Genomic DNA, 16,789 nt, shown 5'->3' with positions numbered 1-16,789 from the left:
AAGAGGCGGCTATGTTAGCAATTATTCGCGGCATTATTGTTATTCTGTTTTCGATTGTAGTGTGTGTCTCTGGTGCTATTTACTGTTTATTCAGACCACGTCACCCTGACCATGTTATGGTGTTTGGTAATATGTTTGGTCGGTTGTCAAAAATATTTGGCGTCAAAATTATTGAACGTATTCCTGCTGAAGCCAGGCATTATGGTCCGAGTATCTACATTGGCAACCACCAAAACAACTATGACATGATAACTATGTCCAATGCGGTTCAGCCGGGCACAGTGACAGTCGGTAAAAAAACTTTGGTGCTGATCCCATTTTTTGGTCAGCTTTATTGGTTGGCTGGCAATATTCTGATTGATCGTGCTAACCGCGCCAAAGCACATGGCACGATTACCCAGGTTGTGGAGCAGATTAAAAATCGTCGTCTTTCTGTTTGGATGTTTCCGGAAGGGACACGTAGTCGTGGTCGTGGTTTATTGCCGTTTAAAACTGGCGCTTTCCATGCTGCGATCTCTGCGGGAGTGCCGATTGTCCCGGTCTGCGTTTCTTCCATCACTAATGGACGTATTAAGCTGAATCGCTGGAATAATGGTTCCGTCATTGTTGAAATGTTGCCTCCCATTGATACTTCTGGCTATACCAAAGAGCAGGTGCGCGAGTTGGCAGAATATTGTCATCAAGTGATGAAAGCTAAGATAGATGCATTGGATGAAGAATTGGTTGTAATGGAGAAATAGGGTAAGTACTCATAATATACTCATAATAGGTTATATAGGGCCACTCTTTTATAATAAAGTGCGGGTCTGACAAAGGCGATAGCTTTTAAGCGTACTTTAATCCTCACATATTTAGTATATGTGAGGATTTTTGTTCGTTGTCTATGACCACAATTTATTCTTAGTCGGAAATGACATGTACTGATCGCTGACCGAGAGAGATTCGTGTAATGCATTCAGATAGTTTAATTCCCTCCATATTCGCGTTATGATGAGAGCTTGATAAATAATGTTTTTGTTAAGCGCAATCAAAAGGATAATAAGCTTTAATAACTTCAATAATGAGTTATTCGCTTCCGGGGTGAATGATTGCAGTGTCTCAACTATTTTTGAGGCATATAAACCCGGAATTTAATTAGGTTTGTCGCGGAGAAAATATGTCATTTAGTCGGCGCCAATTTATTCAGGTATCAGGCTTGGCGATGTGTATCGGAGCCGCTCCTCTATTGGTTCGAGCCAGCAAAAATCAGCAGACTGCTTTGCCGGTTCCCCCTTTATTGGAATCCCGTGGTGGGCAGCCGTTATTTCTGACTTTACAAAAAGCGCATTGGACTTTTGATGGACAATATAAAACCAGTGTATGGGGAATTAATGGCCAATATCTTGGTCCGACTGTACGGGTTCATAAAAACGATGATGTCAAACTGATATACAGTAATCGGTTAGCGGAGCCGGTTTCGATGACTGTCAGCGGATTGCAATTACCGGGTACGTTGACCGGTGGGGTTGCCCGTCAGATTTCTCCGGGGTCTGGCTGGTCGCCAGTGTTGCCTATTCGTCAGCAGGCGGCAACTTGCTGGTATCATGCCAATACACCTAATCGGATGGCGCCACATGTTTATAAAGGTTTGGCTGGTATGTGGTTGGTAGAAGATGAAACCAGCCGCCATTTGCCGTTGCCGAAACACTATGGTGTTAATGATTTCCCGGTTATTCTTCAAGATAAACGGTTGGATAACTTTGGGGTTCCTGAGTATCAGCCGGCCTCTGATAGTGGATTTATCGGTAATACTCTGTTAGTTAATGGCGTACAAAATCCTTTTATTGAGGTATCTCGTGGCTGGATCCGTTTACGTTTACTCAATGCATCCAATGCCCGCCGATATCAGTTACAGATTGGTGATGGCCGTCCTTTCTATATGATAGGCACTGATTTGGGGTTATTACCTGCTCCTATAGCCATTCAGCAACTCTCCCTTGCGCCAGGAGAACGGCGTGAGGTATTAATTGATATGTCCAAAGAGGACGAAGTTGTTGTTACCGCAGGTGAATCAGCCGGGGTACTTGATAAGTTACGTGGGTTGTTTGAACCCTCTACCGTGTTGATTTCCAGCACTGTTCTGACCATTAAAGCAACCGGTTTATTATCTCTGGTGACAGATAATCTCCCATCTCGTCTGGTTGATGATGTTACGCCAGTTTCCAATGCAATCCGTAACCGGGAAATTTATCTTGATGATAATACGCCTGGAATAAACGGTGCGTTATGGAATATGAATCGGGTGGATATTACTAGCCAGCAAGGAACGTGGGAGCGTTGGATCGTAAATGCCTCTGCCCCACAACCATTCCATATTGAAGGTGTGCAGTTTAAGGTGATTAATCACAACGGTGAGGCCCCTCAACCGCAAGATTATGGTTGGAAGGATACAGTTTGGGTTGATGGGCGGGTGGAGTTGCTGGTTTATATGAACCAGCCCTCTTATGAACACTTCCCATTCCTATATTACAGTCAGATTCTGGAAATGGCCGATCGTGGCTCTGTTGGGCAGTTAGTGACTATACCGGTCAATCAATAATGGAAAAAACCAGATGAGTGATAATCGGTAGAACTATAAAAATAGCTCAGCAAAATCGGGGCGCGGCGTTGATGCCGCGCACGTTTTAATTCTGTTTTGCCCACTATCACCTTATCAATTTTATCAGCCGTTTTTCAGCACTGATTATTAGCGTTATTTTGCTCAAGAAGCTGAATGAATTCACTGAAATCAACGAATATTTCAGGGGTTGGTCCCAGACGTTTACCGATATCTAGCGTAGTCATCGCGGTCAAATCTTCTTTTTCTAGTTTGAAGTTGAACACATCAAAGTTCTCTTTAATTCTCGATAACGTGGTTGATTTTGGGATCACAATCATGCCGTTATCAATGTGCCAGCGGATAACAACCTGCGCGGGTGTTTTGCCATACTTTTGTGACAGATGTTGAACCAGTTGATTATCAAATACGTTTTCACCACCTTGTGCCAGTGGGCTCCAGGATTCGGTAACGATATTATGTGTGGCATTCCAGGCATGAAGCTGACGTTGTTGTAGCAGAGGGTGCAACTCAATCTGATTAATGACGGGATGAACGCCGGTTTCATTGATCAGTCGCTGGATATGTTCAGGTTGGAAGTTAGAAACACCGATACTGCGAATAAACCCCTCTTTCTGTAATTCAATCAATTGTTGCCAGGCACCGACATATTGATCTTGCGGTGGTGCAGGCCAGTGAATGAGGTAAAGGTCAACATAATCCAGTTGCAACTTTTCCAGACTTTCTGCCAAGGCAGCACGGGCATCAAGGTGTCTGTCATTCCACAATTTAGTTGTAACAAAGATATCTTCACGGGGGATATCTGTTTCTTGTAACGCGTTGCCTACGCCTTTCTCATTGTTGTAGATAGCGGCGGTATCAATTGCCCGATAACCGATATCCAGTGCAGCATGGATTGTTTCTGCTATCTGCTGGTCGTCTGCGGCCCATGATCCAAGCCCCAATTGTGGCATGTGATTCCCATCAGCAAGTCTGATAATAGGTTGATTATCCATTACTAACTCCTATAAAAAGATAGACTTAAAATATCAGTTAAAATTATGGCGATTGATATTAAGTTGATATTAAGCGTAATTGAAGGAAGTAATACAATTGGCGTGATCTAAGCCATGTATTGTGATCAATACATGGCCAAACACATGAATTAACCGGTTTGGTGGCGCATCGATACCAACAATATCACTTAGTGCTGAGCCTTAGCCTATATAATATTGGTACATTAAGTTAAGGATAAAAACCCTGCTGCTGCTTGTAAACCATAATGACTTTTATTTACGTTTTATCGCCGAGATTTTCTTGTGGCGCCAGTACATCAACAGAGAGGCGCTTAAACCACTTAACAACAGCACTATGGGTAAAATTATCAAAATATTCATCACCAAATCTTGGTGATTTTTAATAAACGGGATCTGATTGAGGAGATAACCAAAACCGACCACGATGACAACCCATAGCAAGCCACTCAACCAGTTAAAAACTTGAAAGCGTTTACTGTTAAGACCGGATATACCAGCCAATGTTGGTAACAGAGTGCGGACAAAAGCCAAAAAACGGCCAATCAGTAACGCGGCCAGACCATGTTTGAAAAACAACTCGTTAGCTCGCTGACGATACTGAATAGGAAGTTGTGCCAGCCAATCTTTAACCCGTTTGGTATCACCAAGCCATAACCCTTGAAGATAGCCGAGCCAGCAACCGATACTTGCCGCCGCTGTTAATATAAAAACGGTTGGGATAAAACTCATGACTCCCTTGGCAACTAATGCACCGGCAAGGATTAACAGAGTATCACCAGGCAGAAAAGCGGCAGGTAATAAGCCATTTTCCAGAACCAGCGTCACGAATAGAATGCCATAGATAATCCAGAGAACATCGGGGTTGGCAAGTTTAGAAAAGTCATGCTGCCATAATGCCTGCATGATCCCGTTTAGTACTTCCATTGCTTATCCTGTGACTGTTATATATCCGTCATCTTTCAAGTTGCCTCTTTGTTGGCTGCACTCACTCACCCCGGTCACATCGTTATCTATGCTCCCGGGGACTCGCTCCCTTGCCGTCGCGATGCATCTTGAAATCTATAGGGTATAAAATAAATTTATTTCATCTGTATATATAAAGTCAGTTTACAGTAAAAGTTTTGGCATGGCTTGACTTTATCCCTTATAAGAGAAAATTAATGGCTGATACTAATGAATCAATTGGGGCACATAACCATCAAATAAAAGTTAAAAAAATAGAAAAGGAGCGATTCATCGCAACCTTTTCAAAGTACATTTTAAGGCTCGCTCATCAAAATCGATGTTAAATTTCATCTAGATTAATTCTGATCCGCTTTGCTGGATTTTTGGTACGCTCACGAACCACATCCAGAATATCCTCATCATTAATAAATTCAGTTAAATGTGGTGAATCAATAGACTCTTTTAAAAGAGAATTCCAATCGTCCGGTGGATGTCCAACGTTAAGCATTTCACCAAATACTTTGTAAGCGTCATGCTTATCACCATATGCTCTTTTTGTTCTCTCGTCATTTACCCAGCCAAAGATAATAATTTTACTTTCGGCGTGGAAACGGAAAAAAAGGCGATATTGTTGGAAAAATTTTGCTCTGAACCAGTGTTTTCTTTTTCCACCCAATGTGTCACCTAAACGAAAGGCTATATTAGCTGGGTCATTGGGAATAATTTCAGTAACGAGTTTTATGATTGCAGCCAGGCGTTTTGTATCATTTTTTTTCAAGTAGTCATTTGGATATTTTTGCTGAAGTTGTACTACCTTATCTATTGCTTGTTTTAATTGTTCTATAAAGCATGGATGAGCAAAAAGAGCCCATCCGTTTATTACACACACTCGATCATACATAGTTCTTTACTCATCGTCAGCAGATAATGGGTTGTTCAGATCTATGTCTATTCCAGCGATAAGTGACTTCGCCCGGTTAATGAGTTGTTCATCTAATTGTTGTACTTGTTCAGGATATTTCTGAATGTCTTTTGCCAGAAAGTTCAGAAATGATTCCATGACAAGATCTTTTTCTTCTTCACTATTTTTACGACTGATAAGTACATCACCGGAAGATAAAATCTTATATGCGATACTGTCATGACCTGGTTTTAGCTTAAGCGCTTTACGGACAGATGTTGGGATGGTTGTCTGACTGCGACGGGTAAGTTTGGATTCTGCACCAACCTCGAACTCAACACTTGGTAATGCGTGCATATTTCTACCTCGTTATGCTGATTTGAGAATCTGTTCAACGAAGTGTAATGCAAATGCATTGTACTGGCAATATCTATATTATTGTTTCATGCTGACTTCCAAGTGTTAAGTTTTTCAGTTTATTACATTGAATAACAACAAAATTAATCAACCGAAATTCGACTAAATCCCTCTGTGAGATCATCAATCAAATCTTGAACATTTTCCAGCCCGACATGCAGGCGGAACAGGGTGCCCGTTCTTTGTGGCGCACCGTACTGGCGCATCATTTTTATCTCTTCTGGTTGATAACCCAGGATCAGGGATTCAAAACCGCCCCATGAGAATGCCATTTTAAAATGGTGAAAATTATCCAGATAATCCGTAAATTGCTGTGGGGTTAATTTCTCTTTCAATTGAAAAGAGAACAGGCCACTACTGCCACTGAAATCACGGATAAAATTATTGTGACCGGGGCAGGAAGGCAGAGCGGGGTGATAGACTGCGGCGACTTCGGTTCGTTGTTGCAGCCAGCGTGCGATTTCAATACTGCTTTTTTCATGCTGTTTCAGGCGAATAGCTAAAGTCCGTAATCCACGACTGGCCATATAAACTGTATCGGCATCTGCCATTTGTCCCATCAAATAGGAACTCTCTCGCAGTTGTACACAACAGCGTTCATTAGCCACAGCAATACCTAACATTGCGTCTGAGTGACCAATAATATATTTGGTGCCTGATTGAATCGAAATATCGATGCCGAATTCTAGCGCTTTAAACAGCACGCCTGCTGCCCAAGTATTATCGATCATGATGACAATATCCGGATTGACTTGGCGCACTGCGCGGACAATCGCGGGGATATCTTGTACTTCCATTGTGATGGAGCCAGGGGATTCAAGAAACACCACTTTGGTATTAGGCTTAATCAGATCAGCAATTTCTTCGCCAATCATGGGATCGAAATAATCGGTGGTAATATTCATCCGTGACAATATCTTGTCACAGAAACTTTGCGTCGGGTCATAAGCCGAACCGGTTAATAGAATATGATCACCGGCGGCGGCAAAAGCGAGAATGGCATTACTAACCGCGGCAGCACCAGAAGGGTAAAGCATACAGCCGGCGCCACCTTCTAGTTCAGCCATTGCTGCTTGAAAAGAGAAATGAGTCTGTGTCCCACGGCGGCCATAAAACAGTTCGCTCTTGTCCCGGTTTTGCGTCGCATGTCTTTTGGCGGCGACAGAATCGAAGATCACCGATGATGTTCGCTGAATGATGGGATTGACCGCGCCTTGAGTAAATTTTTGGCTTCTACCAGCATTGACCAGTGAAGTTTCCAGTTTTTTTTCTGCCATGATCCATTGCTACCTTAGAACACTTCAATTTTTGAAATGGTGTAAAAAATAGAGTTAACACGTTAAAAGATTTAGACCTTTTTGTACAAAGGGATTAGAACAACTTGACGAAAATTCATCTCATTACCTGTGAGTAGGGGGTGCTTAACTTTATTTTGTGAAGGGGTAATACTTTTTTATTAAACAATAATGATAATTACTATCAAATCACTTAAGGTTTGATATTATCAGCCTGCATGTTCATTCAATCTGGTGAAGATGAGCAAAGACTCAGTATAAATAAGGTTAGTGAGATGACGAAAAGTAATTCACTGCTAAATAACAAGGTTTATAGCAAAGGGAGTAAAGGCCAACTGATGCGAAATTTGACTGTTTCAATAATATTAGCGCTCGGGCTGGCAGGTTCGGCATTGGCTGATACAGCACCAGCATCTGCAACAGAGACCAATAACACGGCGAAAACCGTACAGATTTCAGGGTCTATTCCGGCATCCCCCCCGGCGGTGACGGATGCAACTGCACCACTTGCAAATCAGATTGCGTTGCAAACGGCATCTGCGACGGAGGGCGCCCAAGTGACGCCGGTTGCAACGGATGAGGTTGCACCTAAAGCTCCTGCTGATGAAGCCAGCCTTTCTAGTGGCTTTGCTACTGATCTGTCTATTTGGGGGATGTATCAGAACGCTGATGTTGTGGTTAAGACCGTGATGATTGGCTTGGTGATTGCTTCTGTTATTACTTGGGCTCTGTTCTTCTCAAAAGGTACTGAACTGATAGCTGCCGGCCGTCGTTTACGTAAAGAGCAATTCGCTTTAACGGACGTGAATAGCCTTGATCAGGCTACGGAAATTGCCGAAGGTTTCAGCAAACACAGTATTGGCCGCTTGTTGCTGAGTGAAGTACAGGCAGAACGTCAATTATCTTCTGAGAGTACTGATTTGAATAGCACGAAAGAGCGTGCCGCTTTCCGTCTGGAACGTTCCGTTGCGGCTATCAGCCGTCATATGGGGCGTGGTAATGGCTATCTGGCAACCATTGGGGCGATTTCTCCTTTCGTTGGTTTATTTGGTACGGTGTGGGGCATCATGAATAGCTTTATCGGTATTGCCCACTCACAGACAACTAACCTCGCGGTTGTGGCGCCGGGTATTGCGGAGGCCTTGTTAGCGACAGCACTTGGTTTGGTCGCAGCGATCCCTGCCGTTGTGATATATAACATCTTCGCCCGTATGATCGTTGCTTACCGTGGTCAGGTTGGTGACATGGCGGCACAGTCAATATTACTGCTTGGCCGTGATCTGGATTTAGCAAATAGCAAGACAAGGTGATTTATGGCAATACGTCTTAATGAAGATCTGGATGATAGTGGCGAATTGCATGAAATCAACGTCACACCATTTATTGACGTGATGTTGGTGTTATTGATTATCTTCATGGTAGCAGCACCACTGGCAACCGTTGATATTAAAGTGGATTTACCCGCTTCATCGGCAAAACCGCAGCCGCGTCCAGAAAAACCGGTATTCTTGACGGTTAAAGCTGATCGCCAGCTTTATGTCGGAGATCAACAGGTCGATTATGATACTTTGGCGGCGGTATTGGATCAGACGACCCAATCCAATAAAGAGACAACCATTTTCTTTCAAGCTGATAAAACCGTGGATTATGAAACACTGATGAGCGTGATGGATTCTTTGCGTAAATCGGGCTATCTGAAAGTAGGTTTGGTAGGGATGGAAACAGTTTCATCAGGTTAGTGACCGCTTCAATAAATCACCGCGCTGGAAAGCGCGGTTGAGATTAGAAAGCATTAGTGGAAATAAAGTGGTAAATGAGATTTTCGGTGAGAACAGATAAACCTCATCATGAGGATCAGATTGCTAATAACTTAATTCAGTCACTAAGGGTGGCAGCTTTACTTGCTCTTAATTAGACAGAAAGCTAATGCTTAAACTGACTCCACAAGCAGCAGCATAGCGCTCAAGTGTTAAAATACTGGCCTTTCCAGCATTTCTTTCCAGTTTGCTTACGGCGGGTTGAGTGATTCCCATCCGTTCGGCAACTTGGGTGCTATTTAATCCTGCCTGATTACGCATATTAAGAAGAAGCTCCTTCAACTCTTCTTCTTTTTTCTCAGCCATATAAAGGGTATGAACTTCTGGATCAGCAAGCAGTTCAGCTTTAACGTCGGAATATGGGACACCTTTAATGCTCATCATTCAACTCCTCAAGCCTTCTTAAGGCTATGGCTATTTCGGTGGGTGGTGTTTTTAGTGTTTTCTTTATAAATGTACGTAAGATATAAATTTTCTTTCCTTTGGCGAAAGCAAAAAAAGTTCGCGTAATATCTTTCTTGCCAGCTCGCAATTCAAATAATCCCTCACGAATAATATCAGTATTGGGATAACGTAATGCATTGCCTTTTGCTTCTAGCTTATCAAGTGCCGTTAATACTTTTGCTTTCATTGGTTTATCAAGCGCCCGAATTTCATCTAAAGCATCAGGGTGAAATATCAACTCAAACATTCAGCCTCCTTTAACAGAGGAGGTTATATCGCATCTTGAGGCATAACTCAAGAGTTATGCATAACTTATGGGTTATGATTGAATGTATGATTTTCACTGACGTAACTTCTATCTGCTGTTTGAACTAAACAGAACCCTCAGAACGGCTAATAATGCGCATCCTCCGCCGCTGAAAGCGACGCCATACCAAGAAAAATGCCAGGCTGCGACAGCTCCCAAAGAGGAACCTATTGCGCCGCCGGTGAAATAGCAGGTCATAAATACGGTATTAAGCCGACTACGGGCATCAGGTAATAATGTGTATAACCGTGTTTGATTTGCCACTAAACCCGCTCTGCTACCAAGATCCAATAGAATAATACTGGCGAATAAAAATAGAATACTGTGGCTCGTGCCGCTAATTAGACACAAGGCTAATGTCACTAATAAAGCACCTGTGGCAACAATAGCTCTCCCACCAAAGCGATCTGTCAATGAACCTATTATTGGTGAAGCTAACATTCCCACAATTCCCGTCAAACCAAAGAGGCCTGTAATATCGCTTCCCCATCCGTAAGGTGGTTGAGAAAGCAATAAGGCCAGAGAACCCCACAGCGTATTAAAAGCGGCAAACAGTAAAAAACCGGATAATGCTGCTTCACGCAAAAGGGATTGTTGCTTTATTAATTTACCGAGTGAAATAAGAAGTTGGCTGTAAGTTATCGTGTGTGGTATTTCTATTTGTGGCAATATAAACCAGACCAGAAAAAGCAGGCATATATCAATTAAAGCTGCCAATATAAACATTTCACGCCAGCCGACATGTTCTCCGACTGCACCACTCAGTGCCCTGGCAAGCAGTGCTCCGGCAAAAAGGCCACTCATCAGGCTTCCTACCGCTCGGCCGCGCTTTTCTGGGATTACCCAGCCGGATACGGCAGGAATGATGATCTGTGCTGAAATAGAAGTTAGCCCCACAATCAGGCTACTTGCCAGAAGATATGTAAAATTTGGTGCTGTGGCACATAAGATAAGGCTGATTATATTGCCGATTAAGAGGCAGAAAATCAGTTTGCGACGGCTTAGTGCATCTCCAAGTGGTCCAAAAAAGAGAAGCCCCATTGCGTAGCCGATCTGCGTTAGTGTCGCGATCCAGCCAGATATTGAACCATTAACGTTAAAACTTGTCCCAATTACTGGCAATAATGGTTGGTTATAATAAATGTTCGCTACAGCAAAACCACAAGCAGCAGATAATAAGATAAGAGAAACGGAAGAAATAGGATTTGGTTTAATTGCTGTATTTGACATGGGAACTCTCAGCATTTGGCCGGAATTATGATGAAATGATTTTGACACTATCCGCAGATTGCGGGAATGAAGAGAGCGAGCGAAGTTGTTTTGCGTAGAATGCAAAGATGATAGCGTTATTATGATGTTGTGTATTATTTGTAATATATACCCGTTATCTTTCAAGCTGCCTCTTTGTTGGCTGCACTCACTCACCCCGGTCACATCGTTATCTATGCTCCCGGGGATTCGCTCCCTTGCCGTCGCGATGCATCTTGAAATCTATAAGGTATATAAGGCGTTTGAATATTCGAAGGTAAAAATTGCGATGAAAGATTTATTACGTACCGATATGCTAGCAACATTCATTCATGTTGCCCGCTCACAAAGTTTTTCTGCCGTTGCTCGTTTGCAAGGTATGGCGGCATCTTCTATCACTCGTCAAGTAGATAACCTCGAACAGATGCTAGAGACAAAACTATTCTTTCGTTCTACCCGTGGTTTATCGTTGACTGATGCCGGGGAGATTTTATTTTCAAAGGCGCAAGGTATTATCAATGATCTTGTTGATGTTCAGGCTGAATTAGCGGCATTGAATGGTGAGCCGCAAGGGGTATTACGTATAGCTTGTTTGCCAACCTTTGGGCGTCAACATATTATTCCGATGCTAGCAGAGCTATTTACTCAATATCCTAAAATTCAGGTTGAACTTGATCAAACCGAACGTTTAACTGATCCTGTCAGAGATCGTCTTGATGCCGTTATTCGTATTGGTGAATTAAAAGATAGCACGCTTTATTCAAAGTGCATCTCTACACAAACTTGGATTATTTGTGCCAGCCCAGGCTATATTCAAAGGCATGGAACACCGACGTCATTTACCGAATTAAGTAATCACTATTTGCTTGATAAACATCATGACCCCGTGGGCATTTGCTGGTCACGTTATCGGGATTATATTAACTTCAACGATGAGAATAGAATTTTTCGCAGTGATGACTTTGAAACATTGAGAATGGCCGCAGTGAGTGGATTTGGAATAGCGCTTCTGCCTAATTGGGTGGTATCAGCAGATATTCGTTCTGAAAAACTTATTCCTTTATTTGATGATCCAGATGGACGTAAAGAAGATATTTATTTACTGCGGGCACTTGCTCACCCGCCAGCAAAATTAACGGTATTTATGTCGTTATTGCAAAAGAGGCTTGCCAAGATATATTAATGATCTTATGTGATATTATTTAATATAATTCACTCACTATACGATTTTATTGGGTGTTTTTTTACTATCGTTATTAATATCAATTTATTATTGAAATATATGTTCTTTGGTGCTGATTTTGTTAAATAAATCACAGGTTAGATTATTGGCATAAATAATTATATCTATGTGATTGTTGATTGCTGTAATAAATTAAAATTAATAGGTGGTAATTTTAAGATATAGTTAAAGGTGATATTTAACTATTCTCTAAGTATCCGGTTCATTTATTGTTGTTGAGTTGTCAGAGAAATATATTTATTCTTCTATATTATTTTACACTTATAACAATATCATTCTTAATGAGTATAGAGGTTTATTATGACTAAAATTTTCTCATTCAATAAAAATCATCGAGATTTATCCGCAGGGAATCATTCATTGCTTAAAGAAGTTAATGGTGTCAATGGTGTTCCTAAATCTTTGATGCCGGGTTTCCCTGATTTAGATGATCAATTTAATCAGATGGGAATTACGAATATCAGGCTTCATGATGGTTTTGGTATTGGCGATATGGATAATTATTTCCAGGTGGATAGAGTTAATGATCGAAATCAAATAATTGTTAATGTCCCAGAAGAAAATAAACCCGCGGCTAAAAAACTGCTCACTGATATTGCAAATATCAGAAGCATCTTTCCCAATGCGGCTGCCGGGATGAGAAATAATGATATTAGTCTGGCATTAAAAGAGGTTAATTATAAAATGACTGACGATTATCTGCGCGATATTATGAATAATAAAGCAGAGCTGAATCCAGATAATATTCAGCGACAAATCATGTTTCGTATTGGACGTACCGGTGATGGTGGTTATGAAATACCGCAGAATTTTGATATTTATGCAATATTAGTCGCCACGTTGGTAAATCGCTATGCTTTAAACTATGCCAGAATTGGTTTACCAAGAAAAATAACTTACTGGCAAGTTTGGAATGAGCCTGATTTATTTTTCTTCTGGAATAATGATGATCCTAAAAAATATTATGAATTATATGCCAAGATTGCAAGAATAATTAAAGCTATTGATCCTTCGGTTAAAGTAGGTAGTGCGGGTATTGCATTTATTGATAGAGGACAAGAAGATTATCTTGATGAGTTTTTACAATATTGTAGAGATAATAATGTACCGTTAGATTTCTTTTCCTGGCATGGATACGTTGAAACTGGAGATCCACAAAACATTATTGATTTGGGGAATGTGGTTCAAAAAAGTTTGCATACTTATGGTTTTACCAATACAGAAAGTTTTTGTACTGAATGGAATTCTAGCCCAATTGGAACAAAAAATACATATACAAAAGTTCAGGGAATTAAAAATGCGGCATATATTGTTTCTACGTTGATTTATATGCAATATATAAAAGCTGACAGAGCTTATTATTATCGCGGAGATGGCTTATCTTTTGGTTTGTTTAATAACCAATCTAATCCTAAAAACCCATGTGCTAAAAATTTTTGCACTTATTCAGCTCAATCCTTTTACCTGTTTGCCAGAATGTTTGAAACACCTTATATCTTAAGTGGTCATAGGGATTTCTCAACAGGTTTAACCGTTTTGGCAACTGAGAATGCTGAAGGCAATAAAATTAATATCCTTGCCGCAAATTATAAAGTTGATAAGAGTCTTGCCGATGGTAATGCAGCCCCTGATTATTTATATCAACAATACTATTTGGATACCAGCCGAACACTGAATCAATTAACGGATACTTGGAGTAAGAATAAATGGTTTGGCGGTGTTGATCCGACAACCGTTCACGTTGATAACGCGGTAGTACAACATGAGCCTGTTAAGCCATTTCCAGATAATAATATGTTGAGAGCTAAAAATCGTGATTATGCTGATAGCGACCAAGGTGTTACCGTAGTAATTAATCATATAGGTTATAAAAAATTTAAAGTCAAAGCATTCCGTATTCAAGAAGGTGGATCTCTGGCAAAAATGACACCACCGGAAGTGACTAATCAGATTAATGTGTCTATAGCTAATAATAAATTAACGCTAGTGGATAAGGGAGCGAAGCCTGCAACGGTAACATTATATTCATTAGAGCTGGATGATAATTGATTTTATATGCAATAGAGATATTATTGTAAATTATCTCCCCTGTTCAATTAATCAATGAAAAATAAAATTATTTTAATCTGATAGGCTCTGAAAAGAGCCATTTTGATAGCAATTAATTGAATTATATGGTTTTTTATATTTCATGGTGGCTTGTTAAGGTTGGAAATATGTTTTTAATATGTGTCAATGATCTTTTGTACGATGTTTTTAAATATAATCTACGCTCTGTATGGTTTTATTGTGTGTTTTTTTCTCTTTTTATGATTCTATGAGTAAATAGGCCGTCGAGTCAATTTTATTATCTTAAATAATTGTGTTAATGTAATTGTTTATTTAATTCAATAAATTCAAAGTAATAGCTGGTAATTTTAAGGTGTAGTTAAAAGTAATATTTAACTATTGTCTGGGTCTTCCATTCATTTATTGTTATTGAGTTTTCAGATAAATTTATTTATTCTTTGATATTGTTTTTGGTTTATAGGAGTACAATTTCTTAATTAATATAGAGGGTATTATGACTAAAATTTTTTCATTTAATAAAAATCATCGAGATTTATCAGCGGGGTATAACTCACATCTTAAAGCGGTTAATGGTGTCAATGGTCTTCCTAAATCGATAGCGCCAGGTTTCCCTGATTTAGATAATGAATTTAATCAGATGGGAGTTACACATGTCCGGCTCCATGACGGCTTTGGTATTGGGGATATAGATAATTATTTCCAGGTGGATAGGAAAAACAACCAAGATCAAATGATTATCAATGTGCCGGAGGAAAAGAAACCGGCGGCTAAAAAGCTTGTTGCTGATATTGCAAATGTCAGAAGTATTTTTCCCAATGCGGCTATTGGGATGAGAAATCATGATGTGAATCTTGCATTAAAAGATGCCAATTATGAAATGACCGATGCTTATTTGCGTGATGTTTTGAATAATAAAGTAGATGTGAATCCAGATAATATTCAGCGACAACTTTTTTTTCGTATTGGGCGTTCACTTGATGGCGGTTATGAAATGCCAGAGGATTTTGATGTTTATGCAGCATTAGTTAAAGCCTTGGTGAATCGTTATGGTGTAAACTATGCCAACATTGGGCTGCCGAGAAAAATAAGTTATTGGGAGATTTGGAACGAGCCTGATTTGCTGTTTTTCTGGAATAGTGATGATCCACAAAAGTATTATCAATTATATGAAAAAGTAGTGAGATTAATTAAGGTGGTTGATCCTGATGCTAAAGTCGGTGGTGCAGGTATTTCGTTTAGTAATCATGCAGGAGGACATTATATTGATGGATTTTTCCGATATTGTCGTGATAATAATGTACCGTTAGATTTCTTTTCCTGGCATGGATACGTTGATACTGGGGACCCGCAAAACATTATTGATATGGGTAATACGATTCAGAAAAGTTTGCATACTTATGGCTTTACTAAAACTGAGAGTATTTGTACTGAGTGGAACTCTACTCCTTTTGGATCGAGAAATACATTTACAAAAGTGCAGAGTCCTAAAAATGCAGCCTATATCGCCTCCTCATTGATTTATATGCAATATACCAAAGTTGACCTGGCTCATTATTATCGGGGTGATGGTTTACCTTTTGGTTTATTTAATGATCAACCTAATTCTAAAAACCCAAGTGTTAGAAATTTCTGTACCTATTCAGCCCAATCTTTTGGTCTTTTTGCTAAAATGTTGAAAACACCTTATATATTAAGTGGTCAAAAGGATTTTTCAACTGGCTTGACGGTTTTGGCTGCCGAAAATAAATCGGGTAATAAAATTAACATCCTCGCGGCAAATTATAAAGTGGATAAGGGTTTTTCTGATGGTAATGTAGCACCAGTTCCTGCGGATTTATATCGACAATACTATTTGGATACCAGCCGAACATTAGATCAATTAACGGATACCGGTAGTAAGAATAAATGGTTTGGCGGTGTTGATCCGACAACCATTCAATCTAATAATGCGGTAGTGCAGAAAGAGCCAGTACAACAACTTCCTGAAGATTCTCTTTTGAGGCCTAAAACTCGTGATTATACTTATAGTGATCACGGCGTTACAGTGGTGATTGATCATATAGGTTGCAAGAAATTTAAAGTTAAAGCATATCGTATTCAAGAAGGCGGATCGCTGGAAAAAATGACGCCGCCAGAGGTGACTAACCAGATTAATGTGTCTATAGCTAATAATAAATTAACGTTGGTAGATAAAGGCGCGAAACCTTCAACGGTAACGCTGTATTTATTGGAGCTAATTCATCATTAATTTTATATGCAGAGAAAATATTAGAATAAATTGTTTTCTTTTTACGTTAATTATTGGAGAATAAAGTTATTCAGACTCTTATAAGAGTCTGAATAATTAATTGAAATAAGTTTTTTTTCGGAATAAATAGATTTGGTAGATTCACATAATAAGTGCAACATCGTTAATCTGGAAGTAAACATGTTCGTATTCCCTTAAATAATTCATTCGGTGTTTTCCCACCCCGTGTTTTTCGGGGGCGA

Annotated in this window: 15 protein-coding genes; 7 read left to right on the top strand and 8 right to left on the bottom strand. The window is 40.1% G+C overall.

The window, feature by feature from the left end; genetic code table 11:
- Nucleotides 1-11: 11 nt before the first annotated feature.
- Nucleotides 12-740, top strand: coding sequence for a 1-acylglycerol-3-phosphate O-acyltransferase (locus ACGF5R_RS17105; protein WP_112878300.1), 729 nt, complete (start codon nucleotides 12-14; stop codon nucleotides 738-740).
- Nucleotides 741-1,156: 416 nt separating this feature from the next.
- Entirely contained in the window at nucleotides 1,157-2,578 is a 1,422-nt protein-coding gene (ftsP, locus tag ACGF5R_RS17100) for a cell division protein FtsP (RefSeq protein WP_112878299.1), read from the top strand.
- A 134-nt stretch (nucleotides 2,579-2,712) separates the two neighbouring features.
- Here the strand turns inward: ftsP and dkgA are convergent, their stop codons facing one another.
- The 5 genes from dkgA to metC all read right to left on the bottom strand — a co-directional run bounded on the left by dkgA (nucleotide 2,713) and on the right by metC (nucleotide 7,152).
- Nucleotides 2,713-3,591, bottom strand: a complete 879-nt coding sequence (dkgA, locus tag ACGF5R_RS17095; RefSeq protein ID WP_262980373.1) for a 2,5-didehydrogluconate reductase DkgA — start codon at nucleotides 3,589-3,591, stop codon at nucleotides 2,713-2,715.
- Between the two features lie 273 nt (nucleotides 3,592-3,864).
- A complete protein-coding gene (locus ACGF5R_RS17090) occupies nucleotides 3,865-4,536 on the bottom strand; it encodes a DedA family protein (protein ID WP_112878297.1) in 672 nt (223 codons plus the stop codon).
- 361 nt (nucleotides 4,537-4,897) lie between these two features.
- A complete protein-coding gene (locus ACGF5R_RS17085; RefSeq protein WP_350388248.1) occupies nucleotides 4,898-5,458 on the bottom strand; it encodes a type II toxin-antitoxin system YhaV family toxin in 561 nt (186 codons plus the stop codon).
- A gap of 6 nt (nucleotides 5,459-5,464) precedes the next feature.
- Nucleotides 5,465-5,815 (bottom strand): type II toxin-antitoxin system PrlF family antitoxin, encoded by a 351-nt coding sequence (locus ACGF5R_RS17080; protein ID WP_112878296.1) that lies wholly within the window; start codon nucleotides 5,813-5,815, stop codon nucleotides 5,465-5,467.
- Nucleotides 5,816-5,958: 143 nt separating this feature from the next.
- Nucleotides 5,959-7,152 carry a cystathionine beta-lyase gene (gene metC / locus ACGF5R_RS17075; protein WP_112878295.1) on the bottom strand — a complete coding sequence of 398 codons (1,194 nt, stop codon included), beginning with the start codon at nucleotides 7,150-7,152 and terminating at the stop codon, nucleotides 5,959-5,961.
- Nucleotides 7,153-7,445: 293 nt separating this feature from the next.
- On the opposite strand from metC, the gene exbB reads away from it, so the two are divergent.
- The gene (gene exbB, locus ACGF5R_RS17070) at nucleotides 7,446-8,480 is read left to right on the top strand and encodes a tonB-system energizer ExbB (RefSeq protein ID WP_387691947.1); all 1,035 of its coding nucleotides are present in this window, start codon (nucleotides 7,446-7,448) and stop codon (nucleotides 8,478-8,480) included.
- Between the two features lie 3 nt (nucleotides 8,481-8,483).
- Nucleotides 8,484-8,909, top strand: coding sequence for a TonB system transport protein ExbD (gene exbD, locus ACGF5R_RS17065; RefSeq protein ID WP_262980371.1), 426 nt, complete (start codon nucleotides 8,484-8,486; stop codon nucleotides 8,907-8,909).
- Between the two features lie 168 nt (nucleotides 8,910-9,077).
- Here the strand turns inward: exbD and ACGF5R_RS17060 are convergent, their stop codons facing one another.
- The 3 genes from ACGF5R_RS17060 to ACGF5R_RS17050 all read right to left on the bottom strand — a co-directional run bounded on the left by ACGF5R_RS17060 (nucleotide 9,078) and on the right by ACGF5R_RS17050 (nucleotide 10,968).
- Nucleotides 9,078-9,368: a helix-turn-helix transcriptional regulator gene (locus ACGF5R_RS17060; protein ID WP_262980378.1), complete on the bottom strand. Its 291-nt coding sequence runs from the start codon at nucleotides 9,366-9,368 to the stop codon at nucleotides 9,078-9,080.
- Nucleotides 9,358-9,678 (bottom strand): type II toxin-antitoxin system RelE/ParE family toxin, encoded by a 321-nt coding sequence (locus ACGF5R_RS17055; protein ID WP_112878292.1) that lies wholly within the window; start codon nucleotides 9,676-9,678, stop codon nucleotides 9,358-9,360. Before ACGF5R_RS17055 ends, ACGF5R_RS17060 begins: the two co-directional genes overlap by 11 nt.
- Before the next feature lie 108 nt (nucleotides 9,679-9,786).
- On the bottom strand, nucleotides 9,787-10,968 hold the full coding sequence (locus ACGF5R_RS17050; protein ID WP_387691945.1) for an MFS transporter: 1,182 nt from the start codon (nucleotides 10,966-10,968) through the stop codon (nucleotides 9,787-9,789).
- Between the two features lie 307 nt (nucleotides 10,969-11,275).
- On the opposite strand from ACGF5R_RS17050, the gene ACGF5R_RS17045 reads away from it, so the two are divergent.
- The 3 genes from ACGF5R_RS17045 to ACGF5R_RS17035 all read left to right on the top strand — a co-directional run bounded on the left by ACGF5R_RS17045 (nucleotide 11,276) and on the right by ACGF5R_RS17035 (nucleotide 16,547).
- Nucleotides 11,276-12,169 (top strand): LysR family transcriptional regulator, encoded by an 894-nt coding sequence (locus ACGF5R_RS17045; RefSeq protein ID WP_387691943.1) that lies wholly within the window; start codon nucleotides 11,276-11,278, stop codon nucleotides 12,167-12,169.
- 360 nt (nucleotides 12,170-12,529) lie between these two features.
- Nucleotides 12,530-14,278 carry a glycoside hydrolase family 39 gene (locus tag ACGF5R_RS17040; protein WP_387691941.1) on the top strand — a complete coding sequence of 583 codons (1,749 nt, stop codon included), beginning with the start codon at nucleotides 12,530-12,532 and terminating at the stop codon, nucleotides 14,276-14,278.
- A gap of 514 nt (nucleotides 14,279-14,792) precedes the next feature.
- Nucleotides 14,793-16,547, top strand: coding sequence for a glycoside hydrolase family 39 (locus ACGF5R_RS17035; protein WP_387691939.1), 1,755 nt, complete (start codon nucleotides 14,793-14,795; stop codon nucleotides 16,545-16,547).
- The last annotated feature ends 242 nt before the right edge of the window (nucleotides 16,548-16,789 follow it).

The organism is Photorhabdus sp. RM71S (assembly GCF_042879355.1).
Classification (GTDB): domain Bacteria; phylum Pseudomonadota; class Gammaproteobacteria; order Enterobacterales; family Enterobacteriaceae; genus Photorhabdus; species Photorhabdus kayaii.
This window is presented reverse-complemented; position numbering and strand designations above follow the sequence as displayed.